At 68.6% G+C, this 24,776-nt stretch carries 15 protein-coding genes and 1 pseudogene; 11 read left to right on the top strand and 5 right to left on the bottom strand.

What is annotated here, in order from left to right:
• Positions 1-214 precede the first annotated feature (214 nt).
• Positions 215-3,703 (bottom strand): chromosome segregation protein SMC, encoded by a 3,489-nt coding sequence (gene smc, locus PKO50_RS11760; RefSeq protein ID WP_275629780.1) that lies wholly within the window; start codon positions 3,701-3,703, stop codon positions 215-217.
• Positions 3,704-3,713: 10 nt separating this feature from the next.
• The gene (locus tag PKO50_RS11755; protein ID WP_109935699.1) at positions 3,714-4,373 is read right to left on the bottom strand and encodes a GntR family transcriptional regulator; all 660 of its coding nucleotides are present in this window, start codon (positions 4,371-4,373) and stop codon (positions 3,714-3,716) included.
• A 173-nt stretch (positions 4,374-4,546) separates the two neighbouring features.
• Between PKO50_RS11755 and PKO50_RS11750 the strand changes: the two genes are divergently transcribed.
• The 5 genes from PKO50_RS11750 to guaD all read left to right on the top strand — a co-directional run bounded on the left by PKO50_RS11750 (position 4,547) and on the right by guaD (position 12,340).
• Positions 4,547-5,680, top strand: coding sequence for an alkane 1-monooxygenase (locus tag PKO50_RS11750; RefSeq protein ID WP_275629779.1), 1,134 nt, complete (start codon positions 4,547-4,549; stop codon positions 5,678-5,680).
• Positions 5,681-6,087: 407 nt separating this feature from the next.
• Positions 6,088-7,551: a xanthine dehydrogenase small subunit gene (gene xdhA / locus PKO50_RS11745; protein WP_275629778.1), complete on the top strand. Its 1,464-nt coding sequence runs from the start codon at positions 6,088-6,090 to the stop codon at positions 7,549-7,551.
• A complete protein-coding gene (gene xdhB, locus PKO50_RS11740; RefSeq protein WP_275629777.1) occupies positions 7,544-9,934 on the top strand; it encodes a xanthine dehydrogenase molybdopterin binding subunit in 2,391 nt (796 codons plus the stop codon). Before xdhA ends, xdhB begins: the two co-directional genes overlap by 8 nt.
• Before the next feature lie 193 nt (positions 9,935-10,127).
• The gene (xdhC, locus tag PKO50_RS11735; RefSeq protein WP_275629776.1) at positions 10,128-10,979 is read left to right on the top strand and encodes a xanthine dehydrogenase accessory protein XdhC; all 852 of its coding nucleotides are present in this window, start codon (positions 10,128-10,130) and stop codon (positions 10,977-10,979) included.
• Between the two features lie 62 nt (positions 10,980-11,041).
• Positions 11,042-12,340 carry a guanine deaminase gene (gene guaD, locus PKO50_RS11730; RefSeq protein ID WP_275629775.1) on the top strand — a complete coding sequence of 433 codons (1,299 nt, stop codon included), beginning with the start codon at positions 11,042-11,044 and terminating at the stop codon, positions 12,338-12,340.
• Between the two features lie 504 nt (positions 12,341-12,844).
• Here the strand turns inward: guaD and PKO50_RS11725 are convergent.
• Positions 12,845-13,267 (bottom strand): universal stress protein, encoded by a 423-nt coding sequence (locus PKO50_RS11725; protein ID WP_275629774.1) that lies wholly within the window; start codon positions 13,265-13,267, stop codon positions 12,845-12,847.
• A 145-nt stretch (positions 13,268-13,412) separates the two neighbouring features.
• Here PKO50_RS11725 and PKO50_RS11720 point away from each other — a divergent pair, with 145 nt between their 5' ends.
• From PKO50_RS11720 to PKO50_RS11705, 4 genes are all read left to right on the top strand, one after another.
• Complete coding sequence (locus tag PKO50_RS11720) at positions 13,413-14,336, top strand: LysR family transcriptional regulator (protein WP_109935692.1); 924 nt, start codon at positions 13,413-13,415, stop codon at positions 14,334-14,336.
• A 157-nt stretch (positions 14,337-14,493) separates the two neighbouring features.
• On the top strand, positions 14,494-16,065 hold the full coding sequence (locus tag PKO50_RS11715) for an MFS transporter (protein ID WP_275629773.1): 1,572 nt from the start codon (positions 14,494-14,496) through the stop codon (positions 16,063-16,065).
• A 17-nt stretch (positions 16,066-16,082) separates the two neighbouring features.
• Positions 16,083-17,150, top strand: a complete 1,068-nt coding sequence (locus PKO50_RS11710; protein ID WP_275629772.1) for an HlyD family secretion protein — start codon at positions 16,083-16,085, stop codon at positions 17,148-17,150.
• Complete coding sequence (locus PKO50_RS11705) at positions 17,147-18,367, top strand: efflux transporter outer membrane subunit (RefSeq protein ID WP_275629771.1); 1,221 nt, start codon at positions 17,147-17,149, stop codon at positions 18,365-18,367. Before PKO50_RS11710 ends, PKO50_RS11705 begins: the two co-directional genes overlap by 4 nt.
• A 401-nt stretch (positions 18,368-18,768) precedes the next feature.
• Here the strand turns inward: PKO50_RS11705 and PKO50_RS11700 are convergent.
• Together PKO50_RS11700 and PKO50_RS11695 are read right to left on the bottom strand one after the other, a co-directional pair.
• Positions 18,769-20,120 (bottom strand): annotated as a pseudogene (locus tag PKO50_RS11700) (DUF1329 domain-containing protein).
• A 41-nt stretch (positions 20,121-20,161) separates the two neighbouring features.
• Entirely contained in the window at positions 20,162-22,135 is a 1,974-nt protein-coding gene (locus PKO50_RS11695) for a DUF1302 domain-containing protein (protein ID WP_109935687.1), read from the bottom strand.
• A 459-nt stretch (positions 22,136-22,594) separates the two neighbouring features.
• Here PKO50_RS11695 and PKO50_RS11690 point away from each other — a divergent pair, with 459 nt between their 5' ends.
• Both PKO50_RS11690 and PKO50_RS11685 read left to right on the top strand, forming a co-directional pair.
• Positions 22,595-23,461, top strand: a complete 867-nt coding sequence (locus PKO50_RS11690) for a pirin family protein (protein ID WP_275629770.1) — start codon at positions 22,595-22,597, stop codon at positions 23,459-23,461.
• Between the two features lie 41 nt (positions 23,462-23,502).
• Positions 23,503-24,750 carry a sugar MFS transporter gene (locus tag PKO50_RS11685; protein ID WP_275629769.1) on the top strand — a complete coding sequence of 416 codons (1,248 nt, stop codon included), beginning with the start codon at positions 23,503-23,505 and terminating at the stop codon, positions 24,748-24,750.
• Positions 24,751-24,776 lie beyond the last annotated feature (26 nt).

Below are 24,776 nucleotides of genomic sequence, written 5' to 3'. Positions count from 1 at the left end.
CGTAACAAAGTGGGCATTAAGCTAGCATGCCCGACACAACTTTTACACCGTCTGCGGCTGTTGCCCGCAGCAATATTCGCAACTTTTCCCGGGCGCCCCCGGGACTGGGCTTACCCCAATCGAATCAAGGGGTTACGCATATCCTCCCAGTACAGCACAGATCAACGCCGGGCGCTGACGAATACTGTACGAAATTTGTCCAGAAGGTACTTCATCAGGCTTCCGCCAGTGCCACGGCTTCTTCCACGTCGACCGCCACCAGGCGCGAACATCCCGGCTCGTGCATGGTCACGCCCATCAACTGGTCGGCCATTTCCATGGCGATCTTGTTGTGGGTGATATAGATGAACTGCACTTTCTCGGACATTTCCTTGACCAGGCGGGCATAACGCCCGACGTTGGCGTCGTCCAGCGGCGCGTCGACCTCGTCGAGCATGCAGAACGGCGCCGGGTTGAGCTGGAAGATGGCGAACACCAGGGCCAGCGCGGTCAGCGCCTTCTCGCCGCCGGACAGCAGGTGGATGGTGCTGTTCTTCTTGCCCGGCGGGCGCGCCATGATCGCCACCCCTGTATCGAGTAGATCTTCGCCGGTAAGTTCCAGGTAGGCGTGACCGCCGCCGAACACCTTGGGGAACAATGCCTGAAGGCCAGCATTGATCTGGTCGAAGGTTTCCTTGAAGCGGTTGCGGGTTTCCTTGTCGATCTTGCGGATGACGTTTTCCAGGGTGTCCAGGGCTTCCACCAGGTCGTCGTTCTGCTCATCCAGGTAGCGCTTGCGCTGGGACTGCTGCTGGTATTCGTCGATGGCCGCGAGGTTGATCGCGCCCAGGCGCTGGATGCGCCCGGCCAGTTCCTCCAGGCGGGTTTCCCAGACCTTCTCGGCGGCGTCGTGGGGCAAGGTGCCGAGCACCGTGTGCAGGTCGTAGCCGTCTTCGCCGAGCTGCTCCTGCAGCGCCTTGCGACGAACGGTCAGGGCCTGCCACTCCATGCGCTGCTGCTCCAGCTGGCCGCGCAGCAGCTGCGACTGCTGCTCGGCCTGGGTGCGGCGCTTCTCGGCGTCGCGCAGCTGGCGGTCGGCGTCTTCCAGGGTCAGGCGCGCGGTCTTGAGTTCCTCTTCCACGCCCATGCGCCGCTCCAGCAGCTCTTCCAGGCGCATGCGCAGCTCTTCCAGGGGCGCGGCGCCCTCCTCCAGGTTGAGGTTGAGCTGCTCGCAGCGCTCGACCAGGCGCACGGCCTGCACGTCGAGGCGCTCCAGGGCCTGGCGGGTGGATTCGTGCTGCGCCTTCAGCGAGCCGACGCGCACTGCCAGCTGGTGGGCCTGGTCCTTGTGCTGGCGGGCTTCCTGGCGGATGCGGTCGAGGCGCTCGCGCAGCTCGTCGCGCTCGGCCAGCAGCGCCTCGCGGCGGCCGGTGTCCTCGGCCATGGCATCCAGCGCCACCTGCAGGTGCAGGCGCGCCTCGCCCAGTTGTTCCTGTTCCAGGGCGCGCTGCTCGGCCAGTTCGGCCAGTTCCTCGTCGAGGCGGCGGCGGCGCAGGGTCAACTGTTCGACCTTGGCCTGCTGGGCCGAGAGCGCGGCCTTCAGCTCGCCGTGGCGGCGGCCTTCGTCCTGGATGCGCCGGCGTAGTTGCTCGCGGCCCTCTTCGACCTGGCGCCGGGCCTGGCGCTGGGCTTCCAGTTGTTCTTCCAGGGCGGCCAGGCGCTCTTCCAGTTCTTCCCGTTCGGCGTACAGCCGTTCCAGCTCCTGGCCGCGGGCGAGCATGCCGGATTCGGCGGAGTCGCCGCGGCGCACCCGCAGGAAGTGCCGGCCGACCCAGTAGCCGTCGCGGCTGACCAGGCTCTGCCCGGCGCCCAGCGCGGCGCGCTGGGCCAGGGCCTGCTCCAGGCTTTCCACCGGGCGCACGCCGGCCAGCCAGGGCGACAGGTCGTGGTCGGCGCTGACCTTGTCCAGCAGGCTGCCGGCGGCACCGGCACCGCCGCGCGGCAGGTCGAGCAGGCGCAGCTCGCCCTTTTCCAGGCCGGCATAGGGCAGCCCGGCGAAATCTTCCAGCAGCACGGCGTGCAGGTCGGCGCCGAGCACGGTTTCCACCGCCAGCTCCCAGCCCGGCTCCACGCGCAGGCCTTCGGCCAGGCGCGGGCGCTGCTCCAGGCCCTGCTCGCGCAGCCAGTCGGCGGCGCCGGCGCCCGGGTCCAGGGCGGCCTGTTGCAGGGCCTCCAGGGAGGCGATGCGGCCGTTCAGGCGCTGCAGTTCGCCCTGGGCCTGGTGCTGCGCGGCGTTGCCTTCCTGCAGGCCCTGGCGCACCTGTTCCAGACGCTCGACCAGCTCCAGCTCCTCGGCCTGCAGTTCTTCCAGTTGCAGCTCGACGGCGGCCAGTTGTTCGCTCAGTTCGAGGATGGCCGCGCCTTCGGGGTCGGCGGCCAGTTGCGCGCGTTCCTCGGCCAGGCGGCGTTCGCGCTCGAGCTGGCGCTCCAGGCTGTGCTCCAGGTGCTGGATGCTCGACTGCTGCACCTCGGCCTCGCGGCGCGGCTCGGCGCTCTGCTGGTTGAAGGCGTCCCAGCGCTGCTGCCAGTCGTGCATGCCGCTCTCGGACGCTTCCAGCAGGGCGCCGGCCTCCTCGGCGGCGGCGGCGCTGGTTTCCTGCTCGGGGGCCAGCATGTCCAGCTCCTCGGCCAGGGTCGCCAGCAGGGTGCGGTCGTGGCCCAGGTGCGATTCGGTTTCCTGGCGGGTGCGCTCGGCCTCGCGCAGGTCGTCCTGCAACTGGCGCATGCGCTGCTGGCCGTGCTGGATGCTCTGCTCGACGCGGGCGATGTCGCCGCCCACCGAGTAGAAGCGCCCCTGCACCTGGTTGAAGCGCTCGGACAGCTCGTGGTGGCCGTCGCGCAGGCGCTCGATGCTGGCGTCGGCGCTGCGCTGCTCGGCCACCAGGGCCTCGAAAGCCACCTCCTGGTCGCCGATCACCCGTTCCTTCTGCCCCACCTGCTCGTTCAGCTCGCGCCATTTCAGGGCGCCCAGCTGGGCCTTGAGCTGGCGCTCCTCGGCCTTGTATTCCTGGTACTTCTCCGCCGACTGGGCCTGGCGGTGCAGGCGTTCGAGCTGGCGCTCCAGCTCCTCGCGCAGGTCGGAGAGGCGCGCCAGGTTCTCCTGGGTGCGGCGGATGCGGTTCTCGGTCTCGCGGCGGCGCTCCTTGTACTTGGAGATGCCGGCGGCTTCCTCGATGAAGTTGCGCAAATCCTCCGGCTTGGCCTCGATCAGCTTGGAGATCATGCCCTGCTCGATGATCGAGTAGCTGCGCGGGCCCAGGCCGGTGCCGAGGAAGATGTCGGTGATGTCGCGGCGCCGGCACTTGGTGCCGTTGAGGAAGTAGGTGTTCTGGCCGTCGCGGGTGACGCGGCGGCGGATGGAAATCTCGGCGTAGGCGGCGTACTCGCCCACCAGGGTGCCGTCGGTGTTGTCGAAGATCAGCTCGATGGACGCCTGGGTCACCGGCTTGCGCGTGTTGGAGCCGTTGAAGATGACGTCGGTCATCGACTCGCCGCGGAGGTTCTTCGCCGAACTCTCGCCCATTACCCAGCGCACGGCGTCGATGATGTTGGACTTGCCGCAGCCGTTGGGGCCGACCACGGCGGCCATGTTGCTCGGGAAGCTGACGGTGGTGGGGTCGACGAAGGACTTGAACCCCGCCAGCTTGATGCACTTGAGGCGCATGCCGCTCTCCTCAGCGTTCGGCCAGGGCAGCCAGCACCAGCTGGCTGTTGTGGCGGCCGTAGTCCAGCAGCACCTCGCGGATGGCCGCCTCGTCGCGCTCGATCACCGCCTGCAGCAGGCGGGCGAAGCTGTCGAGGAACTGGCTCATCTCGCTTTTGCGCCGCTCCAGGGCCAGGTGGTAGGTGCGGCTGATGGCCGGCAGCAGGTTCTCCACCGTCTCCTGCAGGTAGGGATTGGCGGCGAACGGGAAGGCGGCGCGCATGATGTCGAAACTGGATTCGACGAAGGCGTCGATGTCGCCGCGCTGCAGGTTGTCCAGCAGGCGCTGCTGGATGGCCAGGAACGGCTGCAGGTCGCGCTCCTCGCGCCAGGTCCGGGCCACCGCCACGGCGAGCAGGATGTACAGCTCCATGACCAGGGCGTAGAGGCTTTCGACGTGGCTGGCGGACAGCTCCGAGACCTGCGCCCCGCGGCGCGGCAGGATGACCACCAGGTGGCGGCGCTCGAGGATCAGCAGCGCCTCGCGCACCGAGCCGCGGCTGACGTTCAGGGCCTGGGTGACCTTTTGCTCCTGGATGCGTTCGCGTTCCTTGAGCTCGCCCCGGATGATGCGTTCGGCGAGGTGGTGGGCAATCTGCTCAGCCAGGCTGTCCGGGGCCTTGAACGTCATGGGTGTCCTTATCGCTGGAGGGCTGATGGAATGGGGCTTGCGACCGCGCAGTGTAACACAGGGTGTTACCCGGCAACGCCCCGGTCAAGGGGCTCGACTGAACGAAGGTTGGTGCGTAGGAAGAAAGGATTAGGCGCAGGATTGTCTGACAATCCTACAACGAGAGTCGCCCCATGTTCGCCTTCCTCCCCCCTGCCTGGATGCTGAGCCTGAAGAAGGCCGGCTACTGGATCTGGCTGGTGCCGGTGTTCGGCATCCCGCTGAGCTACTGGTGGTCCTACGGCAGCGACCACCCCAACGCCTGGGCCTGGTTCGTCATCGCCGTGGTGTTCCTGGTCATCCCCGTGCTCGACGCCATCGTCGGCCGCGACCCGGCCAACCCCGACGAGGCCAGCGAAGTGCCCGTGCTGGAGCGCGAGGGCTACTACCGCTTCCTCAGCCTGATGACCGTGCCGCTGCTGCTGGGCATGCTGGTCTACGGCGGCTGGGTGATCACCCACTACGCGGCGTGGAACTGGGTGGGCAAGCTGGGCTGGATCCTCTCGGTGGGCACGGTGATGGGCGCCATCGGCATCACCGTGTCCCACGAGCTGATCCACAAGGACCCACCGCTGGAACAGATGGCCGGCGGCCTGCTGCTGGCGGCGGTGTGCTACGCCGGGTTCAAGGTGGAACACGTGCGCGGGCACCATGTGAACGTCTCCACCCCGGAGGACGCCTCCTCCTCGCGCTACGACCAGAGCCTGTACGCCTTCCTGCCCCACGCCTACAGGAACAACTTCCTCAACGCCTGGCGCCTGGAGGCCCAGCGCCTGAAGCGCAAGGGCCTGCCGGCATGGCACTGGCGCAACGAGCTGATCTGGTGGTACGCCGTCAGCGCGCTGTTCCTGCTCGGCTTCAGCCTGGCCTTCGGCTGGCTCGGCGCGGTCTACTTCATCGGCCAGTCGATCATGGCCTTCACCCTGCTGGAGATCGTCAACTACGTCGAGCACTACGGCCTGCACCGCCGGCGCCTGGACGACGGCCGCTACGAGCGCACCACCCACGAGCACTCCTGGAACAGCAACTTCCTGCTGACCAACCTGTTCCTCTTCCACCTGCAGCGGCACTCCGACCACCACGCCTACGCCAAGCGCCGCTACCAGGTGCTGCGCCACTACGACGCCAGCCCGCAACTGCCCAATGGCTACGCCGGGATGATCGTCCTGGCGCTGTTCCCGCCGCTGTGGCGCGCGGTGATGAACCCCCGGGTGCGCGCCTACTACGCCGGCGAGGAATACCAGTTGAGCGACACCCAGCGCGCCTGATCCCACCGAGTTCCACGCCTTTGCGGCAGCCGAGTACCCCCGGCTGCCGTTTTTTTTGCGCCTCCGGGAGCGTAGAGCGACCTGCAACAGGCGCTTCGGGCTGACTCCGGGCGAGGTGTGGCCAAGGTCAAACGGCGGATAACCGCGAACGGTTATCCGCCCTACGTTACGGGCGGGCCTGGCGTAGGGCGCATAACGCCTACGGCGTTATCCGCCGTTTGGCCTTGGTTCCCGGCGGCTCCGGGGTTGATCAGGGCGGTCTGTGACCCAGGTTATCCGCCCCACCCCTTCCGCTTCTACGAAATAGCTGACCGAAAGATCAGAATTTTAGTTGACTTAAAAGTCAGCTTTTCCTAGATTCGCCTCCAGCGCCCCGCACAAAACAAGAATCCGCCTGGAGGCATGCCTTGATCAGGTTCCTGCTCAACCGCGAGCTGCGTGTCGAAGACCGCCTCGACCCGAATCTCACCGTGCTCAACTACCTGCGCCAACACCTGGGCAAGACCGGCACCAAGGAGGGCTGCGCCTCCGGTGACTGCGGCGCCTGCACCGTGGTGGTCGGCGAGCTGGTCGGTGCCGAGGGCGCCGAACGCATCCGCTACCGCACCCTCAACTCTTGCCTGACCTTCGTTTCCGCGCTGCACGGCAAGCAGCTGATCGTGGTCGACGACCTCAAGCACCGCGGCGAGCTGCACGGCGTGCAGCAAGCCATGGTCGACTGCCACGGCTCGCAGTGCGGTTTCTGCACCCCCGGCTTCGTCATGTCGCTGTTCGCCCTGCAGAAGAACAGCACCGGCGAAACCCACGAAGCGCGCAAGGCCGAGGCCCACGAAGCGCTGGCCGGCAACCTGTGCCGCTGCACCGGCTACCGGCCGATCCTCGACGCCGCCGAGCAGGCCTGCTGCCAGAAGCGCCCGGACCAGTTCGACGCCGCGCAGGAGCAGACCATCGCCCAGCTCAAGGCCATCGCCCCGCGCGAGACCGCCGAGCTGAACAGCGGCGACAAGCGCTGCCTGCTGCCGCTGACCATCGCCGACCTGGCCGACCTCTACAGCGCCAACCCGCAGGCGCGCCTGCTGGCCGGCGGTACCGACCTGGCCCTGGAAGTCACCCAGTTCCACCGCGAGCTGCCGGTGATGATCTACGTCGGCCATGTCGAGGAGATGAAGCGCGTCGAGGTCTTCGCCGACCGCATCGAACTGGGCGCCGCCGCCGCGCTGACCGACTGCTACCAGGCCCTGGCCCACGACTACCCGGACTTCGGCGAGCTGCTGCAGCGCTTCGCCTCGCTGCAGATCCGCAACCAGGGCACCCTCGGCGGCAACATCGGCAACGCCTCGCCCATCGGCGACTCGCCGCCGCTGCTGATCGCCCTGGGCGCGCGCATCGTGCTGCGCCGCGGCAGCGAAAGCCGCGAGCTGCCGATCGACGAATACTTCATCGACTACAAGGTCACCGCGCGCCAGGAAGGCGAGTTCATCGAGAAGGTCATCATCCCGCGCCCGCAGGCCAACCAGGCGTTCCGCGCCTACAAGGTGTCCAAGCGCCTGGACGACGACATCTCCGCAGTCTGCGCGGCCTTCAGCATCACCGTCGAGGACTGCCGCATCAGCGCCGTGCGCAGCGGCTTCGGCGGCATGGCGGCGATCCCTAGGCGCGCCCGCGCCTGCGAGGCGGCGCTGCTCGGCCAGCCGTTCAATGCCGCCACTTTCGAACGCGCCGCACAGGCCCTGGGCGAGGACTTCACCCCGCTCTCGGACTTCCGCGCCAGCAAGGAATACCGCCTGCTCACCGCGCAGAACCTGCTGCGCAAATGCTTCCTCGAACTGGAAGCGCCCCAGGCCGTGACTCGGGTGACCGCCTATGCATAAGCACAAGAAAACCCAGGAAGAACTCCAGGCGCTGTTCCGCGCCGACCTCACCACCGGCGTGGGCAAGAGCGTGAAGCACGAAAGCGCGCCCAAGCATGTCAGCGGCGAAGCGGTGTACATCGACGACCGCCTGGAATTCCCCAACCAGCTGCACGTCTACGCCCGCATGAGCGACCGCGCCCACGCGCGCATCACCCGGCTGGACGTCAGCCCCTGCTACGACTTCCCCGGCGTGGCCATCGCCATCACCAAGGACGACGTGCCCGGCCAACTGGACATCGGCCCGGTGGTCGCCGGCGACCCGCTGCTGGCCGACGGCAAGGTCGAGTACCTCGGCCAGATGGTCATCGCGGTGGCCGCCGACAGCCTGGAGACCGCGCGCAAGGCGGCCATGGCGGCGATCATCGAGTACGAGGACCTGGAGCCGGTACTCGACGTGGTCGAGGCGCTGCGCAAGAAGCACTTCGTGCTCGACAGCCACCAGCACAGGATCGGCGACTCCGCCGCCCAGTTGGCCAGCGCGCCGCACCGCATCCAGGGCACCCTGCACATCGGCGGCCAGGAGCACTTCTACCTGGAAACGCAGATTTCCTCGGTGATGCCCAGCGAGGACGGCGGCGTGATCGTCTACACCTCCACGCAGAACCCCACCGAGGTGCAGAAGCTGGTGGCCGAGGTGCTGGGCATCTCCTTCAACAAGGTGGTGATCGACATGCGCCGCATGGGCGGCGGCTTCGGCGGCAAGGAAACCCAGGCCGCGGCGCCCGCCTGCCTGTGCGCGGTGATCGCGCGCCTGACCGGGCGCCCGGCGAAGATGCGCCTGCCGCGCGTGGAAGACATGCAGATGACCGGCAAGCGCCACCCCTTCTACGTCGAGTACGACGTCGGCTTCGACGACGACGGCCTGCTGCACGGCATCCAGATCGAGCTGGCCGGCAACTGCGGCTACTCGCCGGACCTCTCCGGCTCCATCGTCGACCGCGCCATGTTCCACTCGGACAACGCCTACTTCCTCGGCAACGCCACCATCAACGGCCACCGCTGCAAGACCAACACCGCATCGAACACCGCCTACCGCGGCTTCGGCGGCCCGCAGGGAATGGTCGCCATCGAGGAGATCATGGACGCCGTGGCCCGCCACCTGGGCAAGGACCCGCTGGAAGTGCGCAAGCGCAACTACTACGGCAAGGACGAGCGCAACGTCACCCACTACCACCAGCAGGTGGAGCACAACCTCATCGAGGAAATGACCGCCGAGCTGGAAGCCAGCGCCGAGTACGCCAGGCGCCGCGCCGAAATCCGCGCGTTCAACGCGAACAGCCCGGTGCTCAAGAAGGGCCTGGCGCTGACCCCGGTGAAATTCGGCATCAGCTTCACCGCCACCTTCCTCAACCAGGCCGGCGCGCTGATCCACATCTACACCGACGGCAGCATCCACCTGAACCACGGCGGCACCGAGATGGGCCAGGGCCTGAACACCAAGGTGGCGCAGGTGGTGGCGGAAGTCTTCCAGGTCGACATCGACCGCGTGCAGATCACCGCGACCAACACCGACAAGGTGCCCAACACCTCGCCGACCGCCGCCTCCAGCGGCGCCGACCTCAACGGCAAGGCCGCGCAGAACGCCGCCGAGACCATCAAACAGCGCCTGGTGGAGTTCGCCGCCAGGCACTGGAAGGTCACCGAGGAGGATGTCGAGTTCCGTAACAACCAGGTGCGCGTGCGCGACCTGATCCTGCCGTTCGAGGAGCTGATCCAGCAGGCCTACTTCGGCCAGGTGTCGCTGTCCTCCACCGGCTTCTACCGCACGCCGAAGATCTACTACGACCGCGAGAAGGCCGCCGGCCGGCCGTTCTACTACTTCGCCTTCGGCGTGTCCTGCTCGGAGGTGATAGTCGACACCCTCACCGGCGAGTACCGCATGCTGCGCACCGACATCCTCCACGACGTGGGCGACTCGCTGAACCCGGCCATCGACATCGGCCAGGTGGAAGGCGGCTTCGTCCAGGGCATGGGCTGGCTGACCATGGAAGAGCTGGTGTGGAACGCCAAGGGCAAACTGATGACCAATGGCCCGGCCAGCTACAAGATCCCGGCCATCGCCGACATGCCGCTGGATTTGCGGGTGAAGCTGGTGGAGAACCGCAAGAACCCGGAGCAGACGGTGTTCCACTCCAAGGCCGTGGGCGAGCCGCCGTTCATGCTCGGCATCTCGGTGTTCTGCGCCATCAAGGACGCCGTGGCCAGTCTGGCGGACTACCGGGTGCAGCCGCAGATCGACGCCCCGGCGACGCCGGAGCGGGTGCTCTGGGGGGTGGAGCAGATGCGCAGGCTGAAAGCCGAGCAGGCCGCTGAACCACAAACCACCGCCGAACCGGCATGACCCGTAGGGCGGATAACCGTTCGCGGTTATCCGCCGCTTGACCGTGGCCACACCTCGCTCGAAGCCAGCCCGAAACACCTGTTGCAGGCCGCGCCAGGCTCGACCACGAAGTTGACGATAAACAAGGTGTATCGGCGTACAACCGCGAACGGTTGTACGCCCTACGCTCCATGAACCTTCCGAGGTAGACGCCATGAACTGGATCAGCGCCCTCGCCGACCTGCAGCAACGCGGCGAAGCCGCCGTGCTGGTGACCATCATCGAGGAACGCGGCTCCACGCCGCGCAACGCCGGCTCGAAGATGGTGGTCAGCGCCGAGAAGCTGTACGACACCATCGGCGGCGGCCACCTGGAGTACAAGGCCCAGCAGATCGCCCGCGAGATGCTCGAGCAGCGCAGCCAGCAGCCGCGCCTGGAGCGCTTCAGCCTGGGCGCCAGCCTCGGCCAGTGCTGCGGCGGCGCCACCGTGCTGCTGTTCGAGCCGATGGGCCAGCCCCAGGCGCACATCGCGGTGTTCGGCGCCGGCCACGTCGGCCGCGCGCTGGTGCCGCTGCTGGCCAGCCTGCCGTGCAAGGTGCGCTGGATCGACTCGCGCGACGCCGAATTCCCCGAGGCGATTCCGGCCGGGGTGGAGAAGGTACTGAATGACGAAGTGCTCGACGAGGTCGAGAATATGCCGGCGGGCAGCTACTACATCGTCATGACCCACAACCACGCGCTGGACCTGGAGCTGACCGCGGCGATACTCAAGCGCAACGACTTCGGCTATTTCGGCCTGATCGGCTCGGACACCAAGCGCGCCAAGTTCGAACACCGCCTGCGCGACCGCGGCTTCGCCAGCGAGAGCGTGCAGCGCATGCGCTGCCCCATGGGCATAGCCGAGGTGAAGGGCAAGCTGCCGGTGGAGATCGCCGTGTCCATCGCCGGCGAAGTGATCGCCACCTACAACGCCAGCTTCGGCCAGGAAAAGGCCAGCGGCGAGAACAGCGTATCCCGGCTGCTACCCAGCAGCCGCCGGGCGCGTACCGCCGAGAGCGGTGCCTGACATAGAGTCCGTGATGGGTGGAGCACAGCGATACCCATCGATTCCCAGATCGAGAGAACAGCATGACAACCACAGCCTACCGCGCCAGCATCCTGCACAGCGTCGCCGACCCGGCCGAAGTCGGCGTCGACAAGTCCTACCAGTACTTCGAGGACGGCATCCTGCTGGTGGAGGACGGCAAGGTCGCCCGCCTCGGCCACGCCGCCGAGCTGCTGCCGCAACTGGGCGGCGTGGACGTGGTGGAATACCGCGACGCGCTCATCACCCCCGGCTTCATCGACACCCACATTCACTACCCGCAGACCGGCATGATCGCCTCCTATGGCGAGCAGCTGCTGGACTGGCTGAACACCTACACCTTCCCCACCGAGAAGCAGTTCGCCGACCCGGCCCACGCCGCCGACGTCGCCGGCATCTTCCTCAAGGAACTGCTGCGCAACGGCACCACCACCGCCCTGGTGTTCGGCAGCGTGCACCCGCAGTCGGTGGACGCGCTGTTCGGCGCTGCCGAGAAGCTCGACCTGCGGCTGATCGCCGGCAAGGTGATGATGGACCGCAACGCCCCGGACTACCTGACCGACACCGCCGAGAGCAGCTACCGCGACAGCAAGGCGCTGATCGAGCGCTGGCACGGCAAGGGCCGCCTGCTCTACGCGGTGACCCCGCGCTTCGCGCCGACCAGCACCCCGGAACAGCTGGACGCCGCCGGGCGCCTGCTCAGGGAGCACCCGGGCGTGTACCTGCACACCCACCTGTCGGAGAACCGCAAGGAGATCGAGTGGGTGAAGGAACTGTTCCCCGAGCGCAGCGGCTACCTGGACGTCTACGACCACCACGGCCTGCTCGGCGCGCGCTCGGTGTTCGCCCACGGCGTGCACCTGTGCGACGGCGAGTGCCAGCGCCTGGCCGAGACCGGCTCGGCGGTGGCCTTCTGCCCCACTTCCAACCTGTTCCTCGGCAGCGGCCTGTTCGACCTGGCGAAGCTTGAGAAGCACAAGGTCAAGGTCGGCCTGGGCACCGACGTCGGCGCCGGCACCAGCTTCTCCCAGCTGCAGTCGCTGAACGAGGCCTACAAGGTGATGCAGCTGCAGGGCATCAAGCTCGACCCCTTCAAGTCGCTGTACCTGGCCACCCTCGGCGGCGCCCGCGCGCTGGAACTGCAGGACAAGGTCGGCAGCTTCGCCCAGGGCAACGAGGCGGACTTCGTGGTGCTGGACTACAAGGCCACCCCGCTGCTGGACTACCGCCTGCGCCAGGCGAAGAGCCTGGAAGAAAAGCTCTTCGCCCTGATCATCCTCGGTGACGACCGCGCGGTGCGCGCGACCTACGCCCACGGCCGCGCGGTGCACCAGCGCGGCTGAGCCTTACGGTCGCGCCGGCCGGGCCCTCGCTCAGGACCACCCGCCGGCGGGGCCGCTTTTATCCCGCCGCCCCGGAGCCGAACCGTAGGGCGCATAACGCCCCAGGCGTTATCCGCCGCTTGGCCTTGGTCCCGGGCCGCTCGGCGTCGAGCACGAAGCCCCCGGCCCAACGGCGCATTCAGCGATGAGAAAGGTGAGGCGGCGGATAACCGCGAACGGTTATTCGCCCTACGTTTGCCGGGGGCTTCGTGCCATGCAAGAGCCCCTCTCCCCAACCCTCTCCCTGAAGGGAGAGGGGGCTTGTCCGTGCCGAGAGAAGGAATGGTTTCAGCTGGAAACCGCTGGAACTGCCGGCTAACGCCAGAATACCCAACCCTGCCCAACGGTCCCCTCTCCCTTCAGGGAGAGGGCTAGGGAGAGGGAGCGGAATCAACCCCGCACACAACAGCCCCAGGGAAACTCCATTCGCGAGCAAGCTCGCTCCTACGAAAAGCCCCCACCCTGCTACCCCCGCACCTCCACCAGCACCGGACAGGGCGCCCGCTCGATCACCCGCTGCCCCACCGACGGGTCCAGCAGCCGCTCGATGCGCCCCAGGTGGCGATGACCGATAACGATCAGGTCGCAGCCCAGGCGCTCGGCCTCGCGCAGGATGGTCCGCGCCGGGTCGCCGGCCAGCACCCTCCCCGTGGCGCGGCCCGCCGGCAGTTGCGCGATGGCGGCTTCCACCAGTGCCTGGGCCTCGTGCTGCTCGTGCTCGGCCGGCGGGTAGTCGAGCACGTCCGGCTGCGGCAGGGCGAAGGCGCGGTCGACCACGCAGACCACCTCCAGATGCGGCGCGCCGACCTCGGCCATCTCCGCGGCCAGGGCGACGATCCGCTGCGACTGGGACGCGCCATCGATGGCGACCAGGATGCGTTCGAACATGGAGCCTTCCTCTTCTGTAACGGCGAACGCCGGTCATTCTTCGGCCCCATGGCGGGTGCGTAAAGGCACCTTGGCTGCACGCCAGAGTTGCACCAGACGCACGTATGGCCGAGCATCCCCGGCAACGAACGCTTCCGGAGGCGCCATGGCCCTGCCCGACCTCAACCTGCTGGTCGCCCTCAACGTGCTGCTCGAAGAAGGCAGCGTGGTCGGCGCCGCGCGCCGCCTGCACCTCAGCCCGCCGGCCATGAGCCGTACCCTGGGGCGCATCCGCGAGGCGGTGGGCGACCCCATCATGGTCCGCGCCGGGCGCAACCTGGTGCCCACCCCGCGGGCCCTGCAGCTGCGCGAGGAAGTGGCGCACCTGGTGGAGCAGGCCACCCGCCTGTTCAATGCCCGCGAGAACCTGCGCATGGACCAGCTGGAGCGCTGCTTCGTGCTGCGCTCGAACAACGTGCTGGTGGGCGGCTTCGCCGCGCGCATGCTGGCGGTGATGCGCGAGGAGGCGCCGCGCTGCACCCTGCGCCTGGTCCCGGAGGCGGACATCGACGACGAGGCCCTGCGGCAGAACCGCATCGACCTCTACCTCGGCGCCACCTCCACCCTGGAGCCGGAAATCCGCACCCAGACGCTGTTCACCACCAGCTTCGTCGGCCTGGCCCGGCGCGACCACCCGATCTTCGACGGCGAGATCACCCCCGAGCGCTTCGTCGCCTACCCGCAGATCAGCGTGTCGCGCCGCGGCCGCGCCACCGGGCCGCTGGACGACGCCCTGGCCGACCTCGGCCTGCGCCGCGATATCCGCCTGATCACCCCGACCTTCCATTCCTCGATCTTCGCCCTGCTGGAATCCGACCTGGTGCTGCCCATCGCCGAGCATTCGCTGTGGCGCCTGGACCGCCTGGGCCTGGCCCTGCGCAAGTTCGACATCCCGCTGCCGCTGAAGACGGTGGTGGTGATCCAGGCCTGGCACCCGCGTTTCGACAACGACCCGGCGCACCGCTGGCTGCGGCAGACGGTGAAGCGGGTGTGCACCGAGCTGCGGGAAAGCTCGGGCGTGCTGCCGTGATGGCCAATTAGTGCATAAAACGCACTGATTTGTTTTGGACATTTCAATTTTCACACTGATCGGCGCTCCCTAGACTGGGCCAAACACCAGAATCCAGTGACGCCATGCCTTGCCCGACCCCGTGCGCGACCCGCGGCCTCCTTCGCGAGGCCCGGCCATGACCGCCGCCCTCACACCGCTCGCCAACCCGTCCGCCGCCCAGCCGGCCAGGCCCGCCGCGCAGCCCTTCGGCCCGCGCATCCTGGTGGGCATGCTCGGCGTGCTGGTCGCCTCGCTCAGCGCCGGGCTCAACGACAAGGTCACCGACCTGGCGATGACCGACGTGCGCGGGGCACTCGCCATCGGCCACGACGAAGGCACCTGGCTGCTGGCGCTGTACGCCGCCTTCCAGGTCGCCGCCATGGCCTTCGCGCCCTGGTTCTCGGTGACCTTCTCGCTGCGCCGTTTCACCCTCGGCGCCATCGTCGCCTTCGCCCTGCTGGCGCTGCTCTGCCCCTTCGCCCCCAACGTGCAGACGCTGTACCTGCTGCGTGCCCTGCAGGGCCTGGCCGGCGGCTGCCTGCCGCCGATGCTGATGACCGTGGCGCTGCGCTTCCTGCCGCCGGGCATCAAGCTCTACGGCCTGGGCGCCTATGCCCTGACCGCCACCTTCGCGCCCAACCTGGGCATGCCGCTGGCGGCGCTGTGGACCGAGTACGTCGGCTGGCAGTGGGTGTTCTGGCAGGTCATCCCGCTGTGCGCCTTCGCCCTGGCCGCGGTGGCCTGGGGCATCCCCCAGGACCCGCCGCGCCTGGAACGCTTCCGCCAGTTCGACTGGATAGGCGTGGCCCTCGGCCTGCCGGGCATCCTCATGCTGGTGCTGGGCCTGCTGCAGGGCGAGCGCCTGGACTGGTTCGAGTCCGACCTGGCCACCCTGCTGGTAGTGGGCGGCACAGCGCTGCTGGTGGCCTTCTTCCTCAACGAATGGACGCACCCGCTGCCGTTCTTCCGCCTGGACCTGCTCAAGCGGCGCAACCTCAGCCACTCGCTGCTGACCCTCGGCGGCATCCTGGTGGTGCTCGGCGCCTGCGCCGGCGTGCCGGCCTCGTACCTGGCCGCCGCCCACGGCTACCGCCCGCTGCAGAGCGCGCCCATGGCCCTGCTGGTGGCCCTGCCGCAGCTGCTGACGCTGCCGCTGGTGGCCGGGCTGTGCAACATCCCCCGCGTCGACTGCCGCTGGGTGCTGGCCATCGGCATCGCCCTGTGCGGCCTCTCCGCCTACGGCATGAGCCAGCTGACCAGCGACTGGACGCGGGACAACTTCTACCTGCTGCTCAGCCTGCAGATCGTTGGCCAGCCCATGGCGGTGGTGCCACTGCTGATGTCCGCCACCAGTGTGGTGGCGCCCATCGAAGGGCCCTTCGCCTCGGCCTGGTTCAACAGCGTGCGGGCCTTCGCCTCGGTGGTCGGCAGCAGCCTGGTGGGCATCCTCATGACCTGGCGCGAGCACTACCACTCCAACCGCCTGGTCGACCACCTCGGAACCGCGCCCCAGGCCCTGGACCTGCGCCTCGGGCAGCTCGACGGCGAGCTGCCGCGCCTGGCCGCCCAGGTCCACGGCCAGGCCAGCGTGCTGGCCGCCGCCGACACCCTCTGGTGCATGGCCTGGCTGGCCGCCGCCCTGCTCCCGCTGATCGCCGTGATGCCGCTGCGGGTCTACCCGCCGCGCCCGGTCGCCCCCGTTCACTGAAATCCGGAAAAGACACCATGTCCAAGACCGCCCTCACCCCCCGCCGCGCCAGCCTGCTGCTGGCCGCGGTCGTGCTGCTCGCCGCCCTGGCCTGGCTGCTGTTGCGCCTGCTCGGCCCGGAGCGCGAACAGAGCACCGACGATGCCTACGTGCATGCCGACTTCACCCTGGTGGCGCCCAAGGTCGCCGGCACCGTGGAAAGCGTGCGGGTGGAAGACAACCAGCCGGTGAAGGCCGGCCAGTTGCTGGCGCGCATCGATGCGCGCGACTACCGGGCCGCGCTGGCCGCCGCCGAGGCCGACCTGCTCTCGGTGCGGGCGCGCCTGCGCCACGTCGGCGCCGACCTGGAGCGCCAGCAGGCGGTGATCGCCCAGAGCGCCGCCCAGGTCGAGGCCGACCAGGCCAGCCAGCGCTTCGCCCGCCAGGAACTGGAGCGCTACCAGAGCCTCGCCAGCCGGGGCGCTGGTACACTGCAGAACGCCCAGCAGGCGCGCTCGCGCCTGGACAACGCCCAGGCCGCCCTGGACAAGGCCCGCGCCGCCCACCTGGCCGCACGCAAGCAGCTGGAAGTGCTGCAGGCCCAACAGATGGAGGCGCAGAGCGCGGTGCAGCGCACCCAGGCGCAGCTCGAGCAGGCGCAGCTGAACCTGTCCTACTGCGAGATCCGCGCGCCCTTCGACGGCATGGTCGGCCGCCGCGGCGTGCGCGTTGGCGCCTACGTCACCCCGGGCAGCCCGCTGCTGGCGGTGGTGCCGCTGCAGCAGGCCTACGTGGTCGGCAACTTCCAGGAAACCCAGCTCACCGAGGTGCGCCCCGGCCAGGCCGTCAGCGTGCGCGTCGACACCTTCCCCGGCGCGGTGCTGCGCGGCCACGTCGACAGCATTGCCCCGGCCACCGGCCTGAGCTTCGCGCCCATCGCCCCGGACAACGCCACCGGCAACTTCACCAAGGTGGTGCAGCGCATCCCGGTGAAGATCGTCCTGGAACCGGACCAGGCGCTGCTGGCCCGCCTGCGCGTGGGCATGTCGGTGGTCGCCAGCATCGACACCGCGTCCGCCGGCGGCGAACGGGTGGCCGCGCAATGAAGCACGCCCCGCTCCTGCTCGCCTGCCTGGCCCTGGGCGCCTGCACGCTCGGCCCGGACTTCCGCCGGCCCGACGCCCAGGCGCCGGCCGCCTGGAACGCCAAGGGCGACGACGTCGCCAGCCGCCCCGCCGACGGTGCCGTGGAAAGCCGCTGGTGGCGCCTGTTCGACGACCCGCAGCTGGACCGCCTGCAGGCCCGCGTGGCCGCCGGCAACCTCGACCTGCAGGCCGCCGCCGCGCGCCTGGAGCAGAGCCGGGCAATCCGCCAGGCGCTGGGCGCCGATGCCGTGCCGCAGGTGGACAGCAACGCCGGCTACGCCCGCCAGCGCAACAGCGAGGTGGGCCTGTCCGACCCGTCCGGCGAGGGCGGCCGGCACAACTTCAACCAGCTCGACGCCGGCTTCACCCTGTCCTGGGAGCTGGACCTGTGGGGCCGCGTGCGCCGCGAGCTGGAGGCCGCCGAGGCCAAGGCCCAGGTGGCGGTCATCGAGTCGCAGCTGCCCGGCAGCCAGAAGCGCCAGGCGCGCCTGCTCAACGCCCTGGCCTACCTGCTCGGCGAGGAACCCGGCGCCCTGGCCGGCGAGCTGGCGCAGGCCAGGCCCATCCCGCGCCCGCCGCAAGCGGTGCCGGTGGGCCTGCCGGCGGAACTGGCCCGGCGCCGCCCGGACATCCGCCAGGCCGAGGCCGTGCTGCATGCGGCCACCGCCAGCATCGGCGTGGCCCGGGCGGACTTCTACCCGCGCATCAGCCTCAACGGCGACTTCGGCTTCCAGGCCCTGCAACTGGCCAACTTCGGCGACTGGAACAGCCGCACCTTCGGCATCGGCCCCAGCCTGCACCTGCCGATCTTCGAAGGCGGCCGGCTGAAGGGCACGCTCGCCCTGCGCGAGGCGCAGCAGCAGGAAGCGGCCATCGCCTACCGGCGCACGGTGCTCAACGCCTGGCGCGAGGTGGACGACGCGCTCAACGACTACGCCGCCGACCAGCGCGAGCTGGCGGCCCTGGACGAGGCGGTGGAACACGGCCGCACGGCCCTGGCCAATGCGCGCGAGCAGTACAAGGCCGGCGCGGTGGACTTCCTCAACGTGCTGAGCGCCCAGCGCGAGCTGCTGGCCAGCGAGGAACGCCAGGTGCGCAGTAGCGAGGCGGTGGGGGTGAATCTGGCGCTGTTGTACAAGGCGTTGGGGGGCGGGTGGCAGGAGCCGAACGGATCGTAGGGCGAATAACCGTTCGCGGTTATCCGCCGCCTGACCTTGGCCCCACGCAGCTCCGGCCTCGGCCTCGAAGCCGGGAGCGAGATGGGTGTAACGGCGTACAACCGCGAACGGTTGTACGCCCTACGCTTGCCGGGGGCTCTGTGCGATGCGAGAGCACCCTCTCCCCAGCCCTCTCCCTGAAGGGAGAGGGGGCAGTCTGTGCCGAAAGAAGGAATGGTTTCAGCCGGAGACCAACGGCGTTGCCGGCTGACGCCAGAACATCCATGCCTGCCCAACGGTCCCCTCTCCCTTCAGGGAGAGGGTTAGGGAGAGGGAGCGGAGTCAACCCGAGACACCGCAGCCTCCGGGAAACTCCATTCGCGAGCAAGAACTAGGCGTCCCCCTCGCTCCTACGAAGAGCCCTAGCGCGAGGCCTTCCTCCGCAGCGCCGCCGGGCTGAACTCGGCCACGTCCGGGGCCGGCTTGCTGAAGTCGGCGGTGCCGGGCTCCTCGTTGTCCAGCCACTGCACGCTGTAGCGGCGCGACTGCAGGTCGTGGAAGGTGTCCAGGGCGGTCCAGACCATGGGCTGCTCGTAGAAGTTCTTCAGGTAGGCCATGGAGACGCGCCACAGCTCGCCGCGGCCGTCGTACTGGTCGACCACCGCCGCACCCCAGCTATCCTCGTCGAGGTACAGGGTGCGCTTGCTGTAGATGTGCCGCGCGCCGGGCTTGAGCTTGCCTTCCACCACCCACACCCGGTGCAGTTCGTAGCGGGTGTATTTCGGGTTGATGTGGCCGGGGGTGAGCAGGTCCTTGTATTTCACCTCGGGGCTGGTGACCCGATAGTTGTTGTAGGGGATGTAGATCTCCTTCTTGCCTACCAGGGTCCAGTTGTAGCGGTCCGGCGCGCCGTTATACATGTCGGTGTCGTCGGCGGTGCGCAGGCCGTCGGAGTCCTCGATCGGGGTGTCGTAGGCCAGCGTCGGCGCGCGCCGCACGCGGCGTTGGCCGGGGCTGTAGCCCCAGGCCTGGCGCGGTTCCCTGACCTGGTCGAGGGTCTCCTGCACCAGCGCGCCCTCGCCCGCCAGGCGCGCCGGGGCGGTGGTGAAGGTCATGTAGTAGAACAGGGTGTTGCCCAACTGGTCGAAGCTGCCCTTGGGGTCGTAGAAGCGGAACAGCGCGGCGTCCTGGCTGGTGACCAGCGAGTAGGCGCCGTTGCGCTGCACGCCGGTCTGCGCCGAGCGCCGCTCGATGTAGCTGCCGCGGTAGCGGGCGATGTGGTTCCACAGCGCCTCCAGGCCGCTCTGCGGAATCGGGAACGGCACCCCGCCGTAGGCGTCGGCGAAGCCGTTGCCGCCTTCCACCAGCTTGCCGCTGGTGGCATTCCTGAAGGTGTTGTCGTACACCCACTGCGGCGCCGCGCCGCTGCGGCGGGTCTGGTACACCGGCATCTGGAAGCTGTCCGGGTAGGTGTTGAACAGGGCGACCTGGCCGGGGGTCAGGTGCGCCTTGTACTGCTCCAGGTTGGCCTTGGTGATGGTGAACTGCGGTTTGTCGCCGGCGAAGGGGTCGACGTGGTGGCTGCCCGGGCCCTTGTAGCCGGCCGGGGCCTGGGTCAGGCCGCCGCTCCAGGCGGGGATGGTGCCGGCGGCGTTGCCGGCCTTCTCGGCGCCCAGGGGGTCAGGCTGCTCTTGAGCTGCGCGGCCTGGTCGGCGCTCACCGCCGCGCGGGCCTCGGTCGCCGCCAGGGCCGCCAGGGCCAGCAGCGCGATCATGGGTTTCTTGGCGATCATGCGAGTCTCCATCACCTGGCTGATCAGAACGAGTACTTGGCGCTGACCGAGACGTTGTCGCGGTCACGCATGGAGTTGTTCACCCCGGCGCCGTAGTAGTTGGTGTACTGCATGCCCACCTGGAAGCTGTTCAGGTAGGTGGCGTCGGCGCCCAGGGTGTAGGCCTTGCGCCCTTCGATGAAGTTGCCGGTGCGGTCCGAGTTACCCTTGAAGTCGTCCTGGTAGACCACGTAGGGGCTGAGCTTCACGCCGGCGAACACGTCGTTCCAGGTGCCACTGAGCAGCAGGGTGTAGCCGTAGCTGTCGCGGCTGATCTGGTCGCCGTCGTCGGAGCCGCCGACGTAGGACTTGTCCTGGGCGCCGACGAATTTGCGCTTGCTGCCGTCCCAGGCGGTGTATTCCAGGCTGCTGCCGCGGATGAACTCGCCGGCGACCTCGGCCACGCCCACCACCGAGTCGAAGGTCATGTGCGGGCCGAAGTTGTAGATGCCGGTCAGCGAGGCGTTGTAGGTCTCGGCGCGCTCGTAGTTCTGGAACAGCGAGCCACGGCACAGTTGCTTGCCGGACACCGCCGCGCAGGCCTGGTCGGCCGGGGTGTTGGCGTCGTAGAGGTTGGTCAGGCCGAGCACGCCCTGGGTCAGCAGGTCGCCGAGCAGGTCGTTGGTGGCCGAGATGCTGATCGGCATGTTCGGCCGGTAGGCCAGCTCGCCGGCCACCGAGGCGTCGCCCAGGGTGGTGTTGAAGCTGAAGCCGTACATGCGGATGTCTTCGACGTAGTCGCGCCGCGCCTGGGCGTTGCTGGCCAGGTCCAGGGTGGCCAGGCCGGGCACCGCCTCGCCCAGGCCCAGCGGGCCGAGCACGCCGTTGAGGGCGGCGATGTCGGCGCCCTGGTAGCTGCGCAGGTCCACCGCCACCTGGGGTTCCTTGGCGTGGTAGTTGACGAAGTACAGGCCGAACTCGGTGGAGTTGAGCTGCTCGGCGATGTAGCGGAAGGCCACGCCGTATTCGCCGCTGTCGCGGGCGTCGAGGTCCTTGCCGACGCTGGCCACCTTGAAGGTGCCGGTGTTGGGGTTCAGGTAGGCGTTCGGGCCGGCCGGGCCGTTGCCGAGCAGGCCGAGCCCGGCCACCAGCGGGTAGCCGGCCAGCAGCTGCTTGAACTCCGGGCTGTCCTCGGTGGTGTAGGCGATATCGCCGCCGTCGGCGAACAGGTCGGTGTCGGAGAAGTAGGTGCCCACCGGGTCCAGGCGCGTCTCCTTCCACTTCCACTGGTAGTAGCTTTCCATCGACAGGTTGTCGGTCAGCCCGAGGTTGAAGCTCAGCGCCTCCACCGGCACCAGCACTTCCTTGAGCTCCGAGCCCGGCAGGTGGAAGCGCGAGGCGTCCACCGGGTTGATGGTGTTGATGCCGCCGCGGTAGAAGGTGCTCTCGCCCCAGTTCAGCACCTGGCGGCCGACGCGCCCGGTGACCGGGTGCTCGGCGACGTCCCAGTCGCCCGAGAGGTAGGCGTCGAGCAGCTCGGCCTTGCGCCCGGCGATGTGGCGGGTGTCCTGGGTGAAGCGGTCGTCGTCGGGGTAGGACTGGCTGGGGCGCTCGACGCCGTCGGTGGTGCTCAGGTAGTCGTTGCGCTTGTCCATGATCTGCGTGTCGTAGTAGGCGGTGCCACGCATGAACAGGCCGTAGTTCTGGTACTTGGCCGAGAGGTCCGAGGTGATCTTGAACACCTGGGAGACCAGGCCCTTGTCGAAGTTGCGGTTGCCGTCGTCGGTGTTGATGTCGTCTATGTTCTCGGTCCCGCGGCCCTGCACGCGCCACATGGCGCCGTACGACAGGGTACTGTCCAGCGAGCCGGTGAGCTGGTTGTCGGCGAAGCTGAATTCGACGGCCTGGGCACTGCCCGCCACCAGCAACGGCAGCAGCCCCATGAGCGCGCCGGCTCGCCTGGGCGCCCAGAACGCCTGGCAGCCCCAACCCCTTTCGATGCACGTACGACGGTTCATCGAAGCATTACCTCCATGACGGCCAAGATTTATCGCCCCGGGCATTGCGTCCGGCGCTGTTCTTATTCGTTTCTCGGCTGCTGGCCAGTGGCCCAGCAGTACAGCTCCACAGTGGCGCTTGCCGGCGCCCGCTGGCTCCTCTGGCGAATCCCCTGCACGCGGATTTTGGCACCATCGTGCAAGCAAGGTAACAAACTGTTTCCTCACTTGCCAACCCGAAAGCATGAACGCCCATGCCGCCGGCCATCGCACGAAAGCGCGATCCAGACGGATTGGACTTCAGGCAACGAAGGCCCGCAATGACAGGTCGCGCCACTGCGACTCACAAATCTGACCATTGGGACGACCACGGCAGGCCGTCGGCGACCGAAAGGTACGGGCGGTGCCGGCCCGCGCCCAGGCGCAGCGGTGCGGCGGCGAGCGGCTATCCTATGGCCATAGCCCACCGGAAGCCTCGCCATGACCGCCGCCCCCTTCGCCATCCGCCCCCACGCCGACGAGGTCGAGGGCATGCCCATCCTGCGTGCCCTGCCCTCTGCGCAGTTCCGCAGCATCGGCCCCTTCGTGTTCTTCGACCACATGCTGGCCACCGACTTCGCGCCGGGCCAGGGCATGAACATCAACCAGCACCCGCACATCGGCCTGTCCACCCTCACCTACCTGTTCGAAGGCCAGGTGCAGCACAAGGACAGCCTGGGCTCGGACCAACTGGTGCTACCCGGCGACGTCAGCTGGATGACCGCCGGGCGCGGCGTCGCCCACGTCGAACGCACCCCGCAGGCCCTGCGCGAGCGCGGTTCGCGCCTGCACGGGCTGCAGCTCTGGCTGGCCCTGCCGCAGGCCGAGGAAGGCCGCGAGCCGAGCTACAGCCACCACCCCGTGGCCAGCCTGCCGCAGAGCGAGAGCCTGGGCGTGCGCATCCGCCTGATCGCCGGTAGCGGCTTCTGCCTGGCCTCGCCGGTGCCGGTGCTGTCGCCGACGCTGTACGCCGACATCGGGATGGTCGCCGGCAGCACCCTGACGCTGCCGCCCGAGCATCCGCAACGGGCGCTCTACCTGCTGGAGGGCGAGGCCCTGCTGGACGACGACCCCGTGCCGCTGCGCCAGCTGCTGGTCCTGCCCGAGGGCGAAAGCCCGGTGCTGAGCGCCTGCGCCGACTGCCGCGCGGTGCTGATCGGCGGCGCGTCGCTGGACGGCCCGCGGCGGATGAACTGGAACTTCGTCGCCAGCGACCCCGCGCTGATCGACGACGCCCGCCGGCGCTGGGCCGCCGGCGACTGGCCGAAGGTGCCCGGCGAAAGCGAGCGTATCGAGCTGCCGCGCTGAGCCGCGGCCCTCCCCCTTTCCCTCCACGACCTGGAGCTGCCATGCCAGAGCAGAATCGTCACGCCAGCGCACTCACGGTGCTCACCGTGCTCTTCTTCATGTGGGGCCTGATCACCTCGCTGAACGACGTGCTGGTGCCGCACCTGAAGGCGGTGTTCACCCTCAACTACGTGCAGGCGTCACTGGTGCAGTTCAGTTTCTTCACCGCCTACTTCGTCATGTCCTTCCCGGCCGGGCGGCTGGTGGAGCGCCTGGGCTACAAGCGCGGGATCATCTTCGGCCTGGTCACTGCTGGAGTCGGATGCCTGCTGTTCCTGCCAGCAGCTGGCGCGCAGTCCTACCCGGCGTTCCTCGCCGCGCTGTTCATCCTGGCCTCGGGCATCACCCTGCTGCAGGTGGCGGCCAACCCCTACGTCACCGTGCTCGGCAGCCCGCAGTCGGCCGCCAGCCGGCTGAACATGACCCAGGCCTTCAACTCCCTGGGCACCACCGTCGGCCCGCTGGTGGGCTCGGTGACCATCCTCGCCATCGGCGCCGGCGCCGCCAGCGGGCTGGGCAGCGCCGCCGCCGAGGCCGACTCGGTGAAGACGCCCTACCTGGTGCTGGCCGCCCTGCTGTTCGCCATCGCCGTGCTGATCGGCCTGTTCCGCCTGCCGCAGATCACCCACGACGCGCCCAGCGACGGCGCGGCCGCCGGCAGGCACTCGCTGTTCGCCCATCGGCATCTGATATTCGGGGTGGTGGGCATCTTCGCCTACGTCGGCGCCGAGGTGGCCATCGGCAGCTACCTGGTCAGCCTGATGGGCCAGCCGGACATCGCCGGCCTGCCCGGCGAGCAGGCCAGCAAGTTCCTCTCGCTGTACTGGGGCGGCGCCATGGTCGGCCGCTTCATCGGCAGCGTGCTGATGCGCAGCATCCGCCCCAATCGCATCCTGGCCTTCAACGCGGTGACCAACGCCGTGCTGCTGGCGGTGGCCATCGGCGTGGGCGGCCACGTGGCGATGTGGGCACTGATCCTCATCGGCCTGTTCAACTCGATCATGTTCCCGACCATCTTCTCCCTGGCCCTGGAAGGCCTGGGCAACCTGACCAGCAAGGGCTCGGGCCTGCTGTGCATGGCCATCGTCGGCGGCGCCCTGGTGCCGCTGGTGCAGGGCTTCTTCGCCGACCACATCGGCCTGCTGCATTCCTTCGCCATTCCGCTGGTGTGCTACCTGTACATCTGCTGGTTCGGCGCCCGCGGCTACCGGGCGGACGAGGCCAGGGCGACGCGGTTGGCGCAACCGTAGGGCGGATGATCGTTCGTGGTTATCCG

It is taken from the genome of Pseudomonas sp. 273 (genome assembly GCF_029201425.1).
In the GTDB taxonomy this organism is placed as follows: Bacteria; Pseudomonadota; Gammaproteobacteria; order Pseudomonadales; family Pseudomonadaceae; genus Pseudomonas; species Pseudomonas delhiensis.
This window is presented reverse-complemented; position numbering and strand designations above follow the sequence as displayed.

Coding starts and splice junctions, on each gene's coding strand:
- smc (WP_275629780.1), bottom strand. CDS start 3,703: ATGCGCCTCAAGTGCATCAAGCTGGCGGGGTTCAAGTCCTTCGTCGAC.
- PKO50_RS11755 (WP_109935699.1), bottom strand. CDS start 4,373: ATGACGTTCAAGGCCCCGGACAGCCTGGCTGAGCAGATTGCCCACCAC.
- PKO50_RS11750 (WP_275629779.1), top strand. CDS start 4,547: ATGTTCGCCTTCCTCCCCCCTGCCTGGATGCTGAGCCTGAAGAAGGCC.
- xdhB (WP_275629777.1), top strand. CDS start 7,544: ATGCATAAGCACAAGAAAACCCAGGAAGAACTCCAGGCGCTGTTCCGC.
- xdhC (WP_275629776.1), top strand. CDS start 10,128: ATGAACTGGATCAGCGCCCTCGCCGACCTGCAGCAACGCGGCGAAGCC.
- guaD (WP_275629775.1), top strand. CDS start 11,042: ATGACAACCACAGCCTACCGCGCCAGCATCCTGCACAGCGTCGCCGAC.
- PKO50_RS11725 (WP_275629774.1), bottom strand. CDS start 13,267: ATGTTCGAACGCATCCTGGTCGCCATCGATGGCGCGTCCCAGTCGCAG.
- PKO50_RS11720 (WP_109935692.1), top strand. CDS start 13,413: ATGGCCCTGCCCGACCTCAACCTGCTGGTCGCCCTCAACGTGCTGCTC.
- PKO50_RS11715 (WP_275629773.1), top strand. CDS start 14,494: ATGACCGCCGCCCTCACACCGCTCGCCAACCCGTCCGCCGCCCAGCCG.
- PKO50_RS11710 (WP_275629772.1), top strand. CDS start 16,083: ATGTCCAAGACCGCCCTCACCCCCCGCCGCGCCAGCCTGCTGCTGGCC.
- PKO50_RS11705 (WP_275629771.1), top strand. CDS start 17,147: ATGAAGCACGCCCCGCTCCTGCTCGCCTGCCTGGCCCTGGGCGCCTGC.
- PKO50_RS11695 (WP_109935687.1), bottom strand. CDS start 22,135: ATGAACCGTCGTACGTGCATCGAAAGGGGTTGGGGCTGCCAGGCGTTC.
- PKO50_RS11690 (WP_275629770.1), top strand. CDS start 22,595: ATGACCGCCGCCCCCTTCGCCATCCGCCCCCACGCCGACGAGGTCGAG.
- PKO50_RS11685 (WP_275629769.1), top strand. CDS start 23,503: ATGCCAGAGCAGAATCGTCACGCCAGCGCACTCACGGTGCTCACCGTG.